16 protein-coding genes and 2 pseudogenes are annotated in these 14,937 nt (G+C 53.4%); 6 read left to right on the top strand and 12 right to left on the bottom strand.

The window, feature by feature from the left end:
- Positions 1–19 precede the first annotated feature (19 nt).
- The 12 genes and pseudogenes from tcuB to AB7M26_RS20835 all read right to left on the bottom strand — a co-directional run bounded on the left by tcuB (position 20) and on the right by AB7M26_RS20835 (position 9,594).
- Positions 20–1,177: a tricarballylate utilization 4Fe-4S protein TcuB gene (tcuB, locus tag AB7M26_RS20890; protein ID WP_429385999.1), complete on the bottom strand. Its 1,158-nt coding sequence runs from the start codon at positions 1,175–1,177 to the stop codon at positions 20–22.
- Entirely contained in the window at positions 1,164–2,624 is a 1,461-nt protein-coding gene (tcuA, locus tag AB7M26_RS20885) for an FAD-dependent tricarballylate dehydrogenase TcuA (RefSeq protein WP_429385997.1), read from the bottom strand. The genes tcuB and tcuA overlap by 14 nt, the downstream gene beginning before the upstream one ends.
- Before the next feature lie 173 nt (positions 2,625–2,797).
- Positions 2,798–3,733: a LysR family transcriptional regulator gene (locus tag AB7M26_RS20880; RefSeq protein ID WP_429388914.1), complete on the bottom strand. Its 936-nt coding sequence runs from the start codon at positions 3,731–3,733 to the stop codon at positions 2,798–2,800.
- Positions 3,734–4,112: 379 nt separating this feature from the next.
- Positions 4,113–4,321: pseudogene (locus tag AB7M26_RS20875) on the bottom strand (hypothetical protein).
- Between the two features lie 63 nt (positions 4,322–4,384).
- Entirely contained in the window at positions 4,385–5,080 is a 696-nt protein-coding gene (locus AB7M26_RS20870) for a hypothetical protein (RefSeq protein WP_429385995.1), read from the bottom strand.
- 678 nt (positions 5,081–5,758) lie between these two features.
- Positions 5,759–6,949, bottom strand: coding sequence for a hypothetical protein (locus tag AB7M26_RS20865; RefSeq protein WP_429385993.1), 1,191 nt, complete (start codon positions 6,947–6,949; stop codon positions 5,759–5,761).
- 116 nt (positions 6,950–7,065) lie between these two features.
- The gene (locus AB7M26_RS20860; protein ID WP_429385991.1) at positions 7,066–7,275 is read right to left on the bottom strand and encodes a hypothetical protein; all 210 of its coding nucleotides are present in this window, start codon (positions 7,273–7,275) and stop codon (positions 7,066–7,068) included.
- An 85-nt stretch (positions 7,276–7,360) separates the two neighbouring features.
- The gene (locus AB7M26_RS20855; RefSeq protein ID WP_429388911.1) at positions 7,361–7,642 is read right to left on the bottom strand and encodes a DUF7693 family protein; all 282 of its coding nucleotides are present in this window, start codon (positions 7,640–7,642) and stop codon (positions 7,361–7,363) included.
- Positions 7,628–7,770, bottom strand: a pseudogene (locus tag AB7M26_RS20850) (transposase domain-containing protein); the annotation flags it as partial. The gene AB7M26_RS20855 and the pseudogene AB7M26_RS20850, both read right to left, overlap by 15 nt.
- A complete protein-coding gene (gene murI / locus AB7M26_RS20845; protein ID WP_429385989.1) occupies positions 7,771–8,613 on the bottom strand; it encodes a glutamate racemase in 843 nt (280 codons plus the stop codon).
- A gap of 728 nt (positions 8,614–9,341) precedes the next feature.
- Positions 9,342–9,509 (bottom strand): DUF7693 family protein, encoded by a 168-nt coding sequence (locus AB7M26_RS20840; protein WP_429385987.1) that lies wholly within the window; start codon positions 9,507–9,509, stop codon positions 9,342–9,344.
- Positions 9,442–9,594, bottom strand: coding sequence for a DUF7693 family protein (locus AB7M26_RS20835; protein WP_429388908.1), 153 nt, complete (start codon positions 9,592–9,594; stop codon positions 9,442–9,444). The genes AB7M26_RS20840 and AB7M26_RS20835 overlap by 68 nt, the downstream gene beginning before the upstream one ends.
- A gap of 638 nt (positions 9,595–10,232) precedes the next feature.
- Between AB7M26_RS20835 and AB7M26_RS20830 the strand changes: the two genes are divergently transcribed.
- The 6 genes from AB7M26_RS20830 (at position 10,233) to AB7M26_RS20805 (ending at position 14,854) form a co-directional block, all read left to right on the top strand.
- A complete protein-coding gene (locus AB7M26_RS20830) occupies positions 10,233–11,477 on the top strand; it encodes a TIR domain-containing protein (protein WP_429385985.1) in 1,245 nt (414 codons plus the stop codon).
- A gap of 80 nt (positions 11,478–11,557) precedes the next feature.
- Positions 11,558–12,175 carry an SLOG domain-containing protein gene (locus tag AB7M26_RS20825; protein ID WP_429385984.1) on the top strand — a complete coding sequence of 206 codons (618 nt, stop codon included), beginning with the start codon at positions 11,558–11,560 and terminating at the stop codon, positions 12,173–12,175.
- Between the two features lies 1 nt (position 12,176).
- Entirely contained in the window at positions 12,177–12,950 is a 774-nt protein-coding gene (locus tag AB7M26_RS20820; protein ID WP_429385982.1) for a hypothetical protein, read from the top strand.
- 115 nt (positions 12,951–13,065) lie between these two features.
- Positions 13,066–13,344 (top strand): hypothetical protein, encoded by a 279-nt coding sequence (locus AB7M26_RS20815; protein ID WP_429385980.1) that lies wholly within the window; start codon positions 13,066–13,068, stop codon positions 13,342–13,344.
- A 150-nt stretch (positions 13,345–13,494) separates the two neighbouring features.
- Positions 13,495–14,007: a toll/interleukin-1 receptor domain-containing protein gene (locus tag AB7M26_RS20810; protein WP_429385979.1), complete on the top strand. Its 513-nt coding sequence runs from the start codon at positions 13,495–13,497 to the stop codon at positions 14,005–14,007.
- Between the two features lie 40 nt (positions 14,008–14,047).
- Positions 14,048–14,854: a hypothetical protein gene (locus AB7M26_RS20805; RefSeq protein ID WP_429385977.1), complete on the top strand. Its 807-nt coding sequence runs from the start codon at positions 14,048–14,050 to the stop codon at positions 14,852–14,854.
- Positions 14,855–14,937 lie beyond the last annotated feature (83 nt).

Here is a 14,937-nt window from a genome sequence, read left to right as displayed (position 1 = left end):
GGAATGAGTGGCTCAGCGATCAGTCGCTTCCGGCGTTAATCGGGTTGGGTTGGCGTTTTTCGATGGAGTACTTGAGCAGCGCGGCGCTGCGGAAAATGCCATGGGCGAATTTGCTGTAGGGCATGGTCAGGAAGAACGCCATGACCAGGCCGAGATGGATCGCCAGCATCAAGCCCAAGGCAGCGCTTTCGCGAAACGCCAGGAGTGCCAGGCCGCTGGCGCTGACTAAAAACAGCAGCGCGATAAAGCCACGATCCATGGGTTTCTGATTTTCGTCGCCGTGCTCAGGGTTGCGACGCAGGTTCAACCACAACAGGCCTGCGGGGCCTATCAGCAGGCCGACACCACCTGCGATGCCCAGCATCACCGGCAAGCTCAGGACGGGGTAGGGCGCCGACCAGTCCAGCAGGAAATGGTAAAGCGTGGCCACACCGGTGGCGGCGAAGCACAGCAGGAAGCCGTAGAAAGTGAAGTGGTGGAAGCGCCGCCGCCACAGGGTGAACTGATCATCGGCGTTATTGCAGCCCTCGCCATGGCCCCCGTCCAGGTATTTGAGTCGTGCGACGTTGGCCGTGGCCTCCAGCGTAGCGGCCGTCTTTTCCTGCCGGGGCGGATCCGCCGGTGATACGTTGCGCCAGAAACGCCGCACACCAACCGTCAACGCAAGTACCGCGAAACCGAAAACCGCACCGAACATCAGTGCCAGGGTGTTGTGCGGGAAGATCCCGTAGAAATTCCCCCCGGGCATGGCCGTAAACAGATTGCCCATCACCATCAATGTGAGGCAGAGGAACATTGCCAGTCCCGCACCAGATGCCAGCGCCAGCGTCAGTCCGTTGCGTCGATACAACTTGCCCATCACCTGTGGCCAGGCGTACTCGGCGTAAGTATCGAGGCGCACTTTGGCCATGGCCTTGGGCACATTGATTTCGAATTCGTGAGGGGCAGCGTACTGGCAGGCATGCAGGCACGCACCGCAGTTATGGCAAAGGTTCGCCAGGTAGTGGATATCCGCCTGAGAAAACTCCAGACGCCTGGTCATGGCTGGGAATACCGCGCAAAAACCCTCGCAATAACGGCAGGCATTGCACACGGTCATTTGTCGCTGAACTTCGCTTTCATCAAGGTTGAGCACGGGAATCAAATTACCCGGTGCGTTGGGATCAAACAGCTGCATGTTTGGGTTCCGTGTATGAAGTAGATGACGAGGTCATGAAGCCGGCCGCCGCCGCAGCTTGCACGCCGGCGATGCGACCAAATGCGGTACCGATGGCCATGCCGATGCCGGCGGTATAGCCCTTGCCCAATACGTTGCCCGCCATCATTTCTCCTGCGACAAACATGTTAGGGCTGGCCACGCCGTTGAAGTGAACGGCAGCGGTTTCGTCGGTAGCGAGGCCTAAATAGGTAAAGGTCACGCCTGGCTTGAGTGGGTAGGCGCAGAAGGGGGGCTTTACCAATGGGCGAGCCCAATGGGTTTTGGCGGGGGTCAAACCTTCGGTGTGGCAATCGTCCAGTGCGGTGTGGTCGAACGTGCCGACGCGGCAGGCGGCGTTGTATTGCTCGATGGTTTTGACGAATTGCGCAACGGGAAGCTTCAGCTGGTGAGCCAGGTCTTGCAGGGAGTTGGCTTTGGTGCCCGGAAACACCGGAGGCATGAAACGGCCGAGGGCTTGTTGGTCGATAATCGAGTAGGCCTGTTGACCGGGTTGACCCGCCACCAGACGGCCCCAGATCGCATAGCGCTTGGGCCAAAAGTCCTCGCCTTCGTCATAGAAGCGTTTGCCGTCGCGATTGACCACCACGCCCAGCGATACGCAATCGATTCGGGTGCAGATACCTCCGTCATATAGTGGCGCACGGGCGTCGATGGCCACCATGTGCGCTTGGGTTGGGTCGCCGATAAAATCGGCGCCCTGGCTTTGCATGCACCGAAGCAATACTCCGGTATTGAAGCGCGTCCCGCGAATCAGAAAATTGTCTGATGGCCATTCTCCGCGCTCGTTTTGCCCCCAGGCTTCACGGAGCCATTCCCTATTGGATTCGAATCCGCCAGCAGCCAGAACACAGGCTTTGGCCTGAATACGCTCGGCGGGAAAACGCAGACCATCGACCTCACGTTCACCGATGTACGCCGCGACGAACTCTCCGCCCTTCAACTCAATGTCAGTGACTTGAGCGTTGTAGCGGATCTTGACGCCCAGCTGCTCGGCGCTGCGGAAGTACGCGTTAATCAACGCTTTGCCGCCGCCCATGAAAAACGCATTGGTGCGCGCAACATGTAGGGCACCAGACAACGACGGCTGAAAATGCACACCATGGGAGCGCATCCAGTCACGGCAGTTCGACGAGGCGCGGATGACAATACGTGCAAGCTTTTCGTTGGTAATCCCACCGGTGACTTTCAGCAGATCCTGCCAATATTCTTCTTCGGGATAGGCATCGACCAACACATCTTGCGGTGCGTCGTGCATGCAGCGCAGGTTTCGGGTGTGTTGCGAGTTGCCGCCGCGCCAGATTTTTGGTGCACCTTCCAGCAACATGACGCTAGCGCCGGCTTCTCGAGCCATCAACGCTGCACATAAGGCGGCATTGCCACCGCCAATCACTAATACATCGATCATCATCACTCCTCAATCGCAAGGAGGCATGAACGAAGTGCTCCTCGCGAGTGGGGAGAAGGTAGAGCTGTCAGCTTATTGTCGAAAGGCGCGAAATGAGTCGGGGTGTTTAGTTTTCGTAAAGGCTTTGGCGCGGGTACCCCTGTATTGGAAACTCGGAAGAGGGTGCGCCGGGATCATGACGCGACGTCTTCAATCCACGACGCTCCTGGCCATTGTTGTTCAACGACCAACTGTCGAGCGACATCGGTGATGACCAGTCGCGCCGCCAGAGCAGCGGGAGACAGCTCATCATCAGGCAGTGTCGCCAGCAGGTTCCGTCGACCTACGTGAGCATCGGAAATTTCCACCACTGAAAGTCCCGACTCGCCTTTGAGCGCCGCTGCCGCACCGGGCTGGATGGTGGCAGCATGACCTGCGCGTACGGTGTTCATCAATACGGCAAGACCATCCACTTCCATGATGATGTTGGGAGCCAATCCCGAACGTTCAAACGCAACCATCAGGGTAGAACGCAAACCGTGTTGCGCACTCGGCATCACCAGTGGAAGTTGACCCAAATCCGCTAGTTGCACGCTGGTTCCTTGTGGTGCGTGGGGCAGGTGCGGTGAGCTGATGACAAATAGTTTCTCGTCGAGCAGCGGTGTCACGCTCCAGCGCTTACCACCTTCGAGCTGAAACAGAATGGCCAGGTCGATCTGGCGAGCATTGAGTTGCGTGGCCAAATGCCCGGATAGCATCTCGACCAGGTGCAATTGAATATCTGGATAGCGCTCTCGCATTGCGTTGATCAACGGCAGGGCGAGAACAGTGGCAGTCGTGGGTGCCATTCCGACTGTGACATACCCACTCATTCGCCCACGGTGAGCGGCCAGGATCGCATTTTCGGCTTGCCGCAAACACAGCTGAGCATGGTGCAGGAACGCCATACCGGAGCTGGTCGGTGTGACGCCAGTAGTGGTGCGATTAAGGAGGCGGGTTGACAGTTCACTTTCAAGTTTCGCGATCTGTTGGCTAAGGGCTGATACGCCGACGTCCAGTTCAAGAGCTGCGCGTCCCAAGCTGCCGTGTTCGAGGATTTTTACGAAATAGCGCAGTTGTCTTAATTCCAAGCGTTGCTGCTCCACGTTAAATTGTTGTTGGAGTGCCAAGCAGTCTTCATATTGATCACGGAGCTGTCAGGTACTTTCTGTGGCAGAACAGCGCTCATTAGCCTGAGATGTTATGCCTTGGCAGTCAAACATTGTGCTCAGTTGAGTAGCGAACTCGATCCCTAACGTTGCTTTCTAAGGCGATGGATGCGCGTGCCGAGTGCGTTGCTCTTAAGTACTGGGTGTATGTCGCAAGCGGAGAGAAGGGAGGTTGTGTTTGAATCGCTCTACGTCCAAGTCATCGTTAGCCCATAGCTCAGATGTGGTGTGAAGTGACGTCGATGGAGCGGTCGCTGCTTCGGGCCAATGAGGCCCGGCTAACCTATCAGGATCGGAATGGTCACTCCGGTGTCATGTGCATCGCGAGTGTCATATTGATGAACTCTTCATTCCTACTGATGGCCTGCAGTGCACCCGTACGTTCTCGGCTACATCACCCGATCCATGCTGCTCGACCCAGAGCGTCAGTTCCATGATGGCGGCTTCAAGGGCTTGCTGGTTTTCGTTGATGTTGAATAGCAGGGAAGGGAGCAGGTCAGAGTTTGGCATCGCGATTCCTCCGTGGAAAAGGACAGCGTAGCAGGGGAAATACTGAAGATAGGAAGACTTGAATCAAAGTGCCTGCAATGCCAATGGAGTCGCGCGCTGCGTAAGACTATCGATCAGAAGTACCTCGCAAAATGGTGTTGCGACTACTGCACGCTCGACTTCAGAAACGAGCAATTGCCAATCACTTGGCATGTACAAGTTATTCAGATGGCACTGAACGACCAGCGACGTATTGTCTGGGTACGGAATGTCCATTTTTTTTCTGATAGAAGAAACGACAAAAGGAGCGAATCCAAGTACATGCTCGCGGTTGGTGAAAACCACTGGTTCCGACGTAAGAGGTGTACCCCTTTTTGCATCGACTCCTTCGGGTGCAAACACTGTTTTTCCTTGGTTCAAAAGCTTCCATGTCCAGTGCTCATTTTGATGCATCGCGCTAGTGATTTCGAGAAAGGCTTTCTGCTCGTAGTACCCGTGAGTGACGTAGTCTCCGGACTGGGTTAATTCAGCATCGTAGGACTGTCTTCCGTTGACCCAACGAACGGAAATGTAGCGTCCCGGCCTGTAGTAGGTCTGGACGTATCGGCAGATTGGTAAAATCTCGTCTAGAAGACGTTTCTCATCCTTGCCTGACCTCAGTCTTAGGCGCTCAATGCCACCTGGTTCTGCTCTCAGCACCTCGAACAATGCATAGGCTTTGGCACAAAACGCTAAGCCATCAAGGAGCTGACCATCCAACTCACCAATCAGATCTCCCACTTGGCAACGCTCCCTATAGCTAAATCAACTGCACCAGCTCAGTAAGTGCCATACAGTGCAGCATCATGCACTGCCAACTGCCTCGGGTGTTCAGCATTCAATGTCGAGCAAACAGCGTCTGCCTCCGTCCTGACTTTGAACACACCATGCTTGCTAGCTGAACCTCCTTCGACGAGATCAACGACTCTGTATCGCTTAACCAGATGAGGATGGTCTCCGACGCCCTCCAAGGCTTGTTCGATGAGTCCGTGCTTGGGTTTGAGCGTGGATCCAGAGACACGAAACCAAAGGATAAGGAGCGATATGCTTCAGCTCATGCGGCCCACATCCTATGGACAGCGAGTGGACAGATCGCGCCTACAAATATCACAGGAATCCCATTTTTTAGAAATCCTGAGGAAGTCGCCGCGTGATCCAGGGAGATGGATACCTTCGACCTCGTGCTCTCATTCATTGAGAGGCTCGCGCATGACACCACGCTTCCAGTAAAACCATCGATCAGGTACTGGGCCAAGATTGCTCAGAAACAGCTAAGGCCACAGTAGCGGCTGGTAGGCACCACCTGGCCAATGCTAGAGAGTGGAGAAATGGGCGTTGGGTAGATTCGAAAGTCAATGTGCATGACGGAGGCTTAGGTAGTGAAAACCTCGGATATTCGGTTCATTCCAGCGCGTTCTTTCATTCTGACCACCAGTCCTTTTCTGCACGTGTCATTCCATAGCCGTTGAACCAGCTTTCGATATCGACGGTGAGCGAAGTGACGGATGAAGTGTTTGGGTGACGAGGGTCGAGTAGGTTCGCTTGCGATGTAGCCCAAGCCGCCCATAGTGCAGTTTGTTGCTGGCTGTGCTCTGAGGTAGTAGCACTGGCATTGCAGGTTGCCTGGATGAATGCTCTCAATCGCTGAGCCTGCTCCCAGCGCTTTGTATTCTCCACGAGTTTGTGACATAGACGCCTATGAGTCTCTTGACGCTTGGCGCGCTCAAGTCGTACCGCTTCTTCAGCCATTCGCTCACGACGAGCCTCTTCATTTTTCAAGCGCAGAACTTTCATCGACTCAGCTATAGCCTCGAAACCGTCGAAAATGCTCGTCAGTTTTTCCTCGATTTTTCCGGTCTTGGTGTCCGTCCAGTTCTTCCGCTTTCCGTATTCGGTGCGTGCGTCAATCTGTAGGCTTAATTCTCCGGTGGAAGACCATTCAAACTGAGGTGCGCGCAGCAACGAGAAATCAGGTTCCCATCGAGCAGTACGCCGTCGTGGCGTTGGTGGCGGAGGCGGGATAATTTGCTTACTCAAGCGCTCAGCAAGTTTGATTGCCAGGGGCTCGCCGTCGACCTCGACCAACGTTTTGTCGTCCGATGTGACCCTCCATGTGTAGCCGAGTACCTCGCTCTCTTTGATTAGGGTGTCGAAAATCAGTGCGCAGCGATCAATGAGTTCGGAAGAGATTCTCGCGTCGAGCACATGTTTGCCTGTGGTCACGAGATGGCCTTCATGAGTCTTGGCCGCTTTAACGCATTTCAACCACTTGATCACCAGTGGGTGAGGCGCAAGGAGGGTGTGAGGTACTTCGATGGTTGAACGGATTGCTTTCGGTTTTATAGGCGCAGCGCTTTGCGCTGGGAGTGTGCTTCGATCCAATACTCTGAAGCTGACGGGCTGTCCGCCGACGGGAGGCTTAGGTTTGCCTGGGCGTTTTGAAACTGGTTTTGCCCAATGCCCTCGAGAGGGTAGGGCTATGCCAGCTTTCCGACAGGCCTTGGACAGCGCGACGTCTGATATGCCGATTTCTTGGGCCAGCTTCAGGACGGGTGTTTCCCAAGCCTTGTCGAACAGCTCGCTGGGAGTGAAGTTTACGATCTTGTACATATAGTTACCCGGCGCTTGGCGTTCCGATACCAGCGTAGATTTCCTCTCTCCAATCTCAAGTCAAATCTTGCAAGAGATGCCCGGGGGCGTAACGTCCAGCTATTCACCGGGAGGGATCACTCCGGTGCCATTAGCACCGCGAGTGTCATCTTGATGAACTCCTCATTCTTGGTAATTGTTTCCAGCGCACCGCGCACGTTGCCTCCAACCTCACCCGATCCATGTTGTTCGACCCAGAGCGTCAGTTCCATGATGGCAGCCTCAAGGGCCTGCTGGTTTTCGTTGATCTTGAATAGCAGGGAAGGGAGCAGATCTGAATTTGGCATCGCGATTCCTCCATGGAAAAAGGAGAGCGTAGCAGCAGGAGAATTTGATGGGATCTTGTCGCTCGGCTATTGATGACACACATAGTCAGAGCGTGTTTAGCAGACGCTCAAGCTGCTCTCGTTCCCAGCCACTTAATAGTTCGACTGGATCCGTGCCATAGCGTTGCCAGTCTTCAATAGTCCCGACGCGACCATCTGGCGCTCTGCAATCCCCGCAGTAATCCAAGGTGCCGCCGTCATTGAAAAGCGTGAGACGCCAGCCATCGATAACTGTCGTTGTACTGATTTCAATCCGACTGATAATGTTTGCTCGCGGGCCCTGTTTCCAGGCAGCGCTTGCGTAAAAAATATCGAGTACGTCCTTCAAGTAGGCATACGGATCATACCCATTGAGGCGTGCCGACTGGATCAAGCTCATGATCGCAGCCGCTCGTTTTCCGCTGCGTAGCGAGCCCGCTAAAAGCCAGTTCTAGCGTCGAGTGCCCACGGCCGGATTCAAGACAATGCATTAAACTGCATGCTGGTGTCACCCAAAAATCGCCACGCGAGCTTTGTTATATGTTCCGGATTGGTCGATGTACAGAATGTGGCGCCTGGCTCGTGACCACATGCGAATTCGGGATGACGTGCTAGGTAACCAGCAAGACTGTTTGCCGTCACTTTTGGCTGAGAGAAAATCTCGACATCGTTTGGGATGGCCTCCGCAAACAGATCTTCGATCAACGGATAATGGGTGCAGCCGAGCAATACCCCGTCTAAGCGTTCCTCGCCCAATCGCCGCATTAACAGTGTCACGTAACGTCGGACGGCGCGCCTGAGATCCTGCACCGGGGCATTTGCCTCAATGAGTCTAACGAGACTAGGGCAAGCTTGCTGCACGAGATTAACATTCGGCGCTCGCTTCGCTGTTTCCTCGACAAATACTCGACTTTCAACGGTATAGCGAGTTGCAAAGACGGCCACGGTCTTCTTTCCGTGGTTTTGCAAGCCACTATCGGATTCGGCTGACCAAGGAACACCAGTCATCGCTTCCACCATTGGGACGATAACGCCGATCACTCGTTTGTCCGGGTAACGAGTTGGAAGCCATGTTTGCTGAAGACGACGGAGGCCGGTTGCAGCTGCCGTGTTACAGGCGACGACGATCAGCGAGCACCCCAACTCAAAGAGTCGCTCCAACGAAGATACAGTGAACTCATAGATCGTGTCGGCATCTCGATTGCCATAAGGCGCGTTGCCGTGGTCGCCGTAGTAGACGAAACGCTGATTAGGAAAGGCCTCCCGAAGCGCTCTGAAGACCGTCAGTCCACCGCTACCAGAATCAAATACCCCGATCATTTGTCCTCGCTCCGTCGATTCGATAGTTTATCACCCACATGGGTGGCAAACAGTGCATCTCTCTTCGTTCGCTCCTAGCGTGGGTCACGATTTTCAACGATTTGCGCGCAGTTGTCGAACGGCAGGTTCGGCCGTTCGGCGCCCCCCCTGATGAACGATCAAAGCGTCCTTCCAACACACCTTGAGTGGCTAAGCGAGCGCCCATTTGTGCGGCGGCAGCTCGGTAGTCTTACTCGCCCGCTGCGTCGGCAGGTGTGTGGAGCGAATCACACTCGGACTGGATTGGTGAGCGCTATGTCTCGAGTAGGGCCATTCCAAGCGATGGGTGACAGTAGGAATACAATGATAAGGAATGCTACCTGGGACAGGTAGAACGGCTCCAGCCACTGTTGCTTCAATGCGACGTAAAAAGTGTTATGGATTACGTCGACCAAAATAATCGCTACCGTAAGCACGATTCCGGCTCTTGGCTTGATGAAAAGTAGCAGTGCTGCAAACGGGTCAAAAAACGTAAGCGCCCCCCAGAAAATACGGCTGGCCAAGTAAGTGCTAGGCCCGTATCCGTAGTCCCAGAGCAATCCATGCGAAACGTCTGCACGGATGTGATTAGCGGTTGCGATTAAAAGGCAGCATGCGAACAAAACTCTGACGGCGAATGACAATCTTGGCATAGCGTTATCTACATTCGTGATCTACGCCCTGCATGATATCGGGATCGACCAACGACGCTAAATGATGGGGCAGAGCGCATTCAGCAGACGCTCAAGTTGTTCTCGTTCCCAGCCACTTAATAGTTCGACTGGGTCAGTGCCGTAGCGTTGCCAGTCTTCAACAGTCCCGACGCGACAATCTGGCGTTCTGCAATCCCCCGCAGTAGTCCAGGGTGTCACAGTCATTGAAGAGGGTGAGTACCCAGCCATCAATCTCAACGGGCATGAGGCCGTGGTAGATCTCGTTCCATGACTGAATGGTGCTGCGCATCATGATGCGTTTGCCTAGTACGACATCCGTCAGCACTTGGCTAACCTCGCCGGCGGGGAGAAGAGGGGTTGTGTTCAAAGTGTTCTGCGCTCGCGTCGTCGATTGCCCATAGCTAGGCTGAGGTATGAAGTAAATGTGGAGGGGTCGCACCTTAGCGCCTGAAGGCCCGAATCAATGAGGTCGTTCCATCACCGAAGGCGGTCGCCATGGCGGGTAAGAATCCGGGCGTCGGTTTTGTTCAGTAGGAAATTCTCTGCCTGGTTTGTTCGCCTCACGAAGGTGACGGCGCCGTTGTCATGGCGAAGAGAACGAAGGCGGCATTCACCATAAAACCGCTTGAGGTGTATAGCTAGCGGAGGCTGTAACCGACGTCCGGTTAGGGGGAGGGCGGAGCTACTAGAGCACTTTCAGTATCGATAGACAGCCCAGCTTCAGCCAAGCGGCTGATCATCCTATTCTGCTCGCTGGAGCCGCTCCAGAGAGTCCCTTAGTCGCCCAAAACCGGACTAGAACCACTCTCTCAGGGTGCTGTTTGTAATGTTGATAGCGATGCTGATGATTAGATAGGCGAGCCAATCCAAAGTATTTTTGATAGCCTATTGCCATCAAATTTATAAGTACGGTTTCGGGTAGGCTTAATGGACGATCACTCACCCCTCTATTCCTTGGCGCTTCTGGGGGATATTCCGCAAAATCTTCGGATGGCGCTTCGTGCCAGGATTTTTCGCTGTGTGGAAGACCTCGGGCTTGAGGTCGGCCAGGATGTGAGCCTGATCGAAGGAAGCGTCCTTGACTTCAACCCCGCGATCGAGCGTTGCTGTGCGGCTCTCTGCTTTAGTGTCGCCAGCCATGAAGAGGCGTCGGTTGAGAGGCTGATCCAGCGTCGCGTTCCCCTGATACCTATCGCTCACAGCAAACGCACCTTTGCTTCAGAGTTTCCTGGAGCGTTGGGAGCTCTCAATGGGCTTGACGTGGGCGACGGTGCTGAAGCGATTGCAACGGCTCTTCTGGAGAGCGCGGCTCTCATTCCGAGGCAGCGGCGAGTGTTCCTTAGCTATCGTCGCATTGAGTCCACTGAGGTGGCTTTGCAGCTCTATGCTGCCCTTGCAGCCCGTCAGTACGACGTATTCCTTGATACTCATGGGATCCATTCAGGTGAGCACTTCCAAGAGGTGCTTTGGCAAAAGCTGTGTGATTCAGACGTGATGGTTTATCTGGACACCCCTGGATATTTTGACAGCCGGTGGACGGGCGCTGAATTCGCACGGGCGACCCTTCGAGGTTTGTCAGTGTTGAGGGTGGCCTGGCCGGATGTGGAGTCCAAGACAAGTCAGCTCATCAGCGGTGAGTTTGTGATTTCCGAATCTTCCTTCGCTCCTGCTGGTGGCGCCAACTCTTACGTTGGTGCCATCCCCAGCACCAGTCCCGATCCAACCAAGACCGATGCCGTCAACTCCAAGCTCAATCGAAAGATTTCAGAGAAAGACATCGAAGAAATCGTCCACAGGGTCGAACTACTTCGCACCCAGAGCGTTGCGAATCGGTACGCCAAGGTGGTCAGTAAGTTGAAGAGTTCGTTGGCTGAATACGGTGGGAAGATCGCAGGTCACTCGGTTAGCAGAAGCTTGATCGTTTCAATTGGTGGAAAAACCATTGCGGTTTATCCAGAACTCGGTGTCCCCACGAGTCATGGGTTGTACGAAGCTACCCTGGATTTGCACGAGCCTCCTGTAGCTGTTGTTTATAACCAGGTCGGTATTAAGGAAAGGAAATGGCGAGCCCACATGGAGTGGATCGGAAAGTATGTCGAGAATCATGTTCGACTGGTCACAACTGATGAAGCTGCTTGGGAGCTGAGCGTGTGGCATCAATCTCGTGTGTAGATTGTTCAGAGTCTTGACCCGGATCGATGACATGGCGTCATCATGATGTATAGCCACTCAAGCAGCCAGAGACCGTGAATATGAGCAGCATTTTTCTTTCCGCCAGCGTCCCCAGTACTGATAGCGAGTACTACAAGGAGTGCAACCCTGTGTTGATTCAATCCGCATTGCGCTCCTTTTTGTTCAGCGTTGTGGGTCGTAAGCATCTGGTCTTTGGCGGACATCCATCTATCACGCCATTGATCCTGGCAGTTTGTGAAGAGCTGGGTGTTGAGAACAAGAAAGCGGTTACTCTCTTTCAAAGCCAGTATTTTGAAAAAAGCTTTCCTGCTGAGAGCTTTCAGTTTTACAACTTTATTCTCACACCAGCACTGGAGACAGTTGAAAAAAGCCTGGCTGTGTTAAGGAAGCAAATGTTCGCAGCATATGCTTATGATGCTGCGGTGTTCATTGGTGGGAAGGAGGGCATCAAGCATGAGCATAGGCTGTTTAGGAATACCTTCCCGTCCGCAAAAGTATTGGCATTGAAAAGTCCTGGCGGTGCGGCAGCAACCATCAGCGGTTCGATTCTAGAGGATGATGAGCTGCTTGATTATGATGGGCTGTTTGGCAAAAGCCTGAAGATTGGTAAAGAGTTGCTGAAAGATGTACCTGCTCCGAGGCTCAAGAGTGGTATTAATTTAAATAGGGAGATATGAAATGCATTACGGTTTCGACATGGAGCTTGGGTCAAGTGATCTGGCAATTGATCCTCTGGTTTTGACTAAGTACAAAAATGAGCTTGGCAAGAAGGTCGTTACTCTACAAAATTATTTCCTGGATGATGGTAAAAGTATTGATGCAGAACTGATCGCTAAGCATCTATTTCCGGCCATGCATTGCGATGTGTTTATCTCTCATTCGTTCAATGACCAAAATGCGGCCATTCAGTTGGCTCATAACCTTGAAAAGAAAGGTATTGTTGCATTTGTAGATTCGATGTTCTGGGGTTCGGCTTACGAGTTGCTCAGAGCAATTGATAACAAATACTCTATTCCTTTGGGGCAGAGAACCTACGACTATAAGCGACTCAATCGTTCTGCTGCCCATGTCAATATGATTTTGGCCAGTGCTTTGCAGAAAATGATCATGCGCTCTTCGATGCTATTGTTCCTGAATACTGAAAACTCGATTTCGACCAAACATTCTGTTCAGGATGAAAAAAAGACTCACTCCGCCTGGATTCATATGGAGTTAATGTTTAGTCACATGATTTGGCAGATTGAACAGGACAAGAATGTTCTTGATGCGGCTTTGGAGTCCTATTCAACTGACTCTTTGCCGGTCTACCACAAGGCTCATACGGAGCACCTGAAATCTCTCACGTACCGAGATTTTTCGGCCTGGGTTAGAAATTACAGCAACTCCGGAAACCCTCAAGGCTTTGCAATGGCAGCAAAAAGCCTTTATCGCGGCCAGAGCAGAGTCTACTAAGTGGATAGAAAGCTAAAACACCTCGAGTTCGTGCAAGCCGTCATCAATCGCCTGTCTACCAACTCTTTCTTGCTCAAGGGTTGGTCGGTCTTGCTGATCTCAGGGTTGTTCGCGCTTGCTGCGGCTCAAGATAACAAAGAGTTTGCGATTTACTCCCCCTGTTCCTGCGATTGCGCTGTGGGGCTTGGATAGTTACTTCCTGGCCTTGGAGCGCAACTACCGAGGCCTTTATGACCAGGTGCGCCGATTGACTCCGAATGAGGTCGATTTTGCGATGACGCTTGTGGTGTCCAATGGTAATCGGGATTTTTTCCAGGCCTGTTTCTCGAAAACGTTGCTGGTTTTTCATGGCGCAGTGATCATTTCGATTACGGCTGCGGCAAGCATCCTGTGACAGTTGATCAACCCGCAACCGAGCGGCCAGCACAACACAACACCCAAGCCCGCCAACGCCACAGCAAAGACCTAGCGCAGGCAGGCCAAATCAGAATCCCGGGTTTCCAGAATTTTGACCTGCCATGGCGTTTTAACAGGATAGCCAGCAATGCCCGTTGACCTCGGTACCCTTCGATCTGCGGCCTCACGTAGCCGCCATTACTCTACAGCTACAAACTCCCAGAGCGCCCGTGCGCTGGGTTACAAGACCGCGTTTCTATGCCATAGCCATCAGGATCGAACAGCGGTTCTGGGGTTGCTTCAGGTCTTCAGGGAGCAGGGGCTGCATCTCTATGTCGATTGGATGGACAGCGAGATGCCAGCGACGACAAATGGTGACACGGCCAGGAAGATCAAAAACAGGATTGTGGAAGCCGACCTGTTTTTGTTTCTGGCAACGCCAAACTCGTTGGCATCAAGATGGTGTCCATGGGAAATTGGCTACGCCGATGGTGTAAAGCGATATGAAAGTATATTTGTCATCCCTACCCGAGAGCGCGGTGTAACGTACGGGAATGAGTACGTCGATATCTACAGGCGGATAGACGAAGCTAACGAAGGTGGGTTGGCTGCTTGGTATCCACGTCGATACAACGATGGCGTTACCGCGCGTTCACTTTAGTGCTAATGGAATTTTTTCCAGGCTTTCGATAAGGATCATCATGACGCCAAGCATCTCCGAATTTTCCTATGGCTATGCAGTAACTAGCGAGGTTGTGAAACTGCTGGGGTCATCGATCGCTGCGGCTCCTCAATTTCCTACGCTGTATGCTGAAGGTCAGGCAGGGGGAGGGTATGACGTCAAGATTGTTGGAGGTACTCCGCTCTTTTTGCAGTTCAAGTTGAGCCACTACATGGGGCGGAGTAACGCGAAGGAACACGATCTCATGGGGGGGCCTTACTACCGCTGGCACCTGCATTCACTTCAGCGATCTGATCAGCACAACCTGCTCCTGGATCTTGAAAGCAAAGGACATCTCGTGGCCTACGTGGCTCCCATGTTTTTTCAGTCTGCGGAGCTCAATACGCACTATTTGAACGACGAAATCCTGGATAACTCGGTGGCTTTCCGGCCATCAGATATTGGGCCACTGCCTGATGATAAAGACCATTACGTGGTGTTCAGAAGGGTGGGCACGGCTTATCGCTGCTCCGATAAGCCTGCCCAGGTCAAGTTCGATAAGTTGAGCCGCTTCCTCACAAGACGCTTGATAAGTCCTGCGCCGGAGCCTTTGGGTGCAGAAGGGGTGATCAGGCTGGGGGATGAGATTGTTGAGGCAGTGAAGGTTGCCAAGTCGCGCCGGTTCAAAGACAACTGGTCTCGACCGAAGGAAATCGATACTGAGCAGTTGAGCAGGGTGATCCGGGCCCGGCCTTCGCTTGAGACGCTGTCATTGATCTCACGTACAGTACTCGATTCAGAGCTGCTGGTTGTGAATCCTCAATGGCAGAGAGCCCCCAAGAGCTGAATATACCCAGACACTGGCGCCGCTGTTGCGGTCTCTGGGCGATTGACCATCGCCGGCTGGGGCGGGAGTGCCGATGGAAGACG

The organism is Pseudomonas sp. F-14 TE3482 (assembly GCF_053629455.1).
Note: the sequence above shows the minus strand (reverse complement) of the source record. Positions and strands in the feature narration are given on the sequence as shown.

Excerpts from the sequence above, each read along its gene's own strand:
- tcuB (WP_429385999.1), bottom strand. The coding sequence starts at position 1,177 with ATGCAGCTGTTTGATCCCAACGCACCGGGTAATTTGATTCCCGTGCTC.
- tcuA (WP_429385997.1), bottom strand. The coding sequence starts at position 2,624 with ATGATCGATGTATTAGTGATTGGCGGTGGCAATGCCGCCTTATGTGCA.
- AB7M26_RS20865 (WP_429385993.1), bottom strand. The coding sequence starts at position 6,949 with ATGTACAAGATCGTAAACTTCACTCCCAGCGAGCTGTTCGACAAGGCT.
- AB7M26_RS20860 (WP_429385991.1), bottom strand. The coding sequence starts at position 7,275 with ATGCCAAATTCAGATCTGCTCCCTTCCCTGCTATTCAAGATCAACGAA.
- murI (WP_429385989.1), bottom strand. The coding sequence starts at position 8,613 with ATGATCGGGGTATTTGATTCTGGTAGCGGTGGACTGACGGTCTTCAGA.
- AB7M26_RS20840 (WP_429385987.1), bottom strand. The coding sequence starts at position 9,509 with ATGACTGTGACACCCTGGACTACTGCGGGGGATTGCAGAACGCCAGAT.
- AB7M26_RS20835 (WP_429388908.1), bottom strand. The coding sequence starts at position 9,594 with ATGCGCAGCACCATTCAGTCATGGAACGAGATCTACCACGGCCTCATG.
- AB7M26_RS20830 (WP_429385985.1), top strand. The coding sequence starts at position 10,233 with ATGGACGATCACTCACCCCTCTATTCCTTGGCGCTTCTGGGGGATATT.
- AB7M26_RS20825 (WP_429385984.1), top strand. The coding sequence starts at position 11,558 with ATGAGCAGCATTTTTCTTTCCGCCAGCGTCCCCAGTACTGATAGCGAG.
- AB7M26_RS20820 (WP_429385982.1), top strand. The coding sequence starts at position 12,177 with ATGCATTACGGTTTCGACATGGAGCTTGGGTCAAGTGATCTGGCAATT.
- AB7M26_RS20810 (WP_429385979.1), top strand. The coding sequence starts at position 13,495 with ATGCCCGTTGACCTCGGTACCCTTCGATCTGCGGCCTCACGTAGCCGC.
- AB7M26_RS20805 (WP_429385977.1), top strand. The coding sequence starts at position 14,048 with ATGACGCCAAGCATCTCCGAATTTTCCTATGGCTATGCAGTAACTAGC.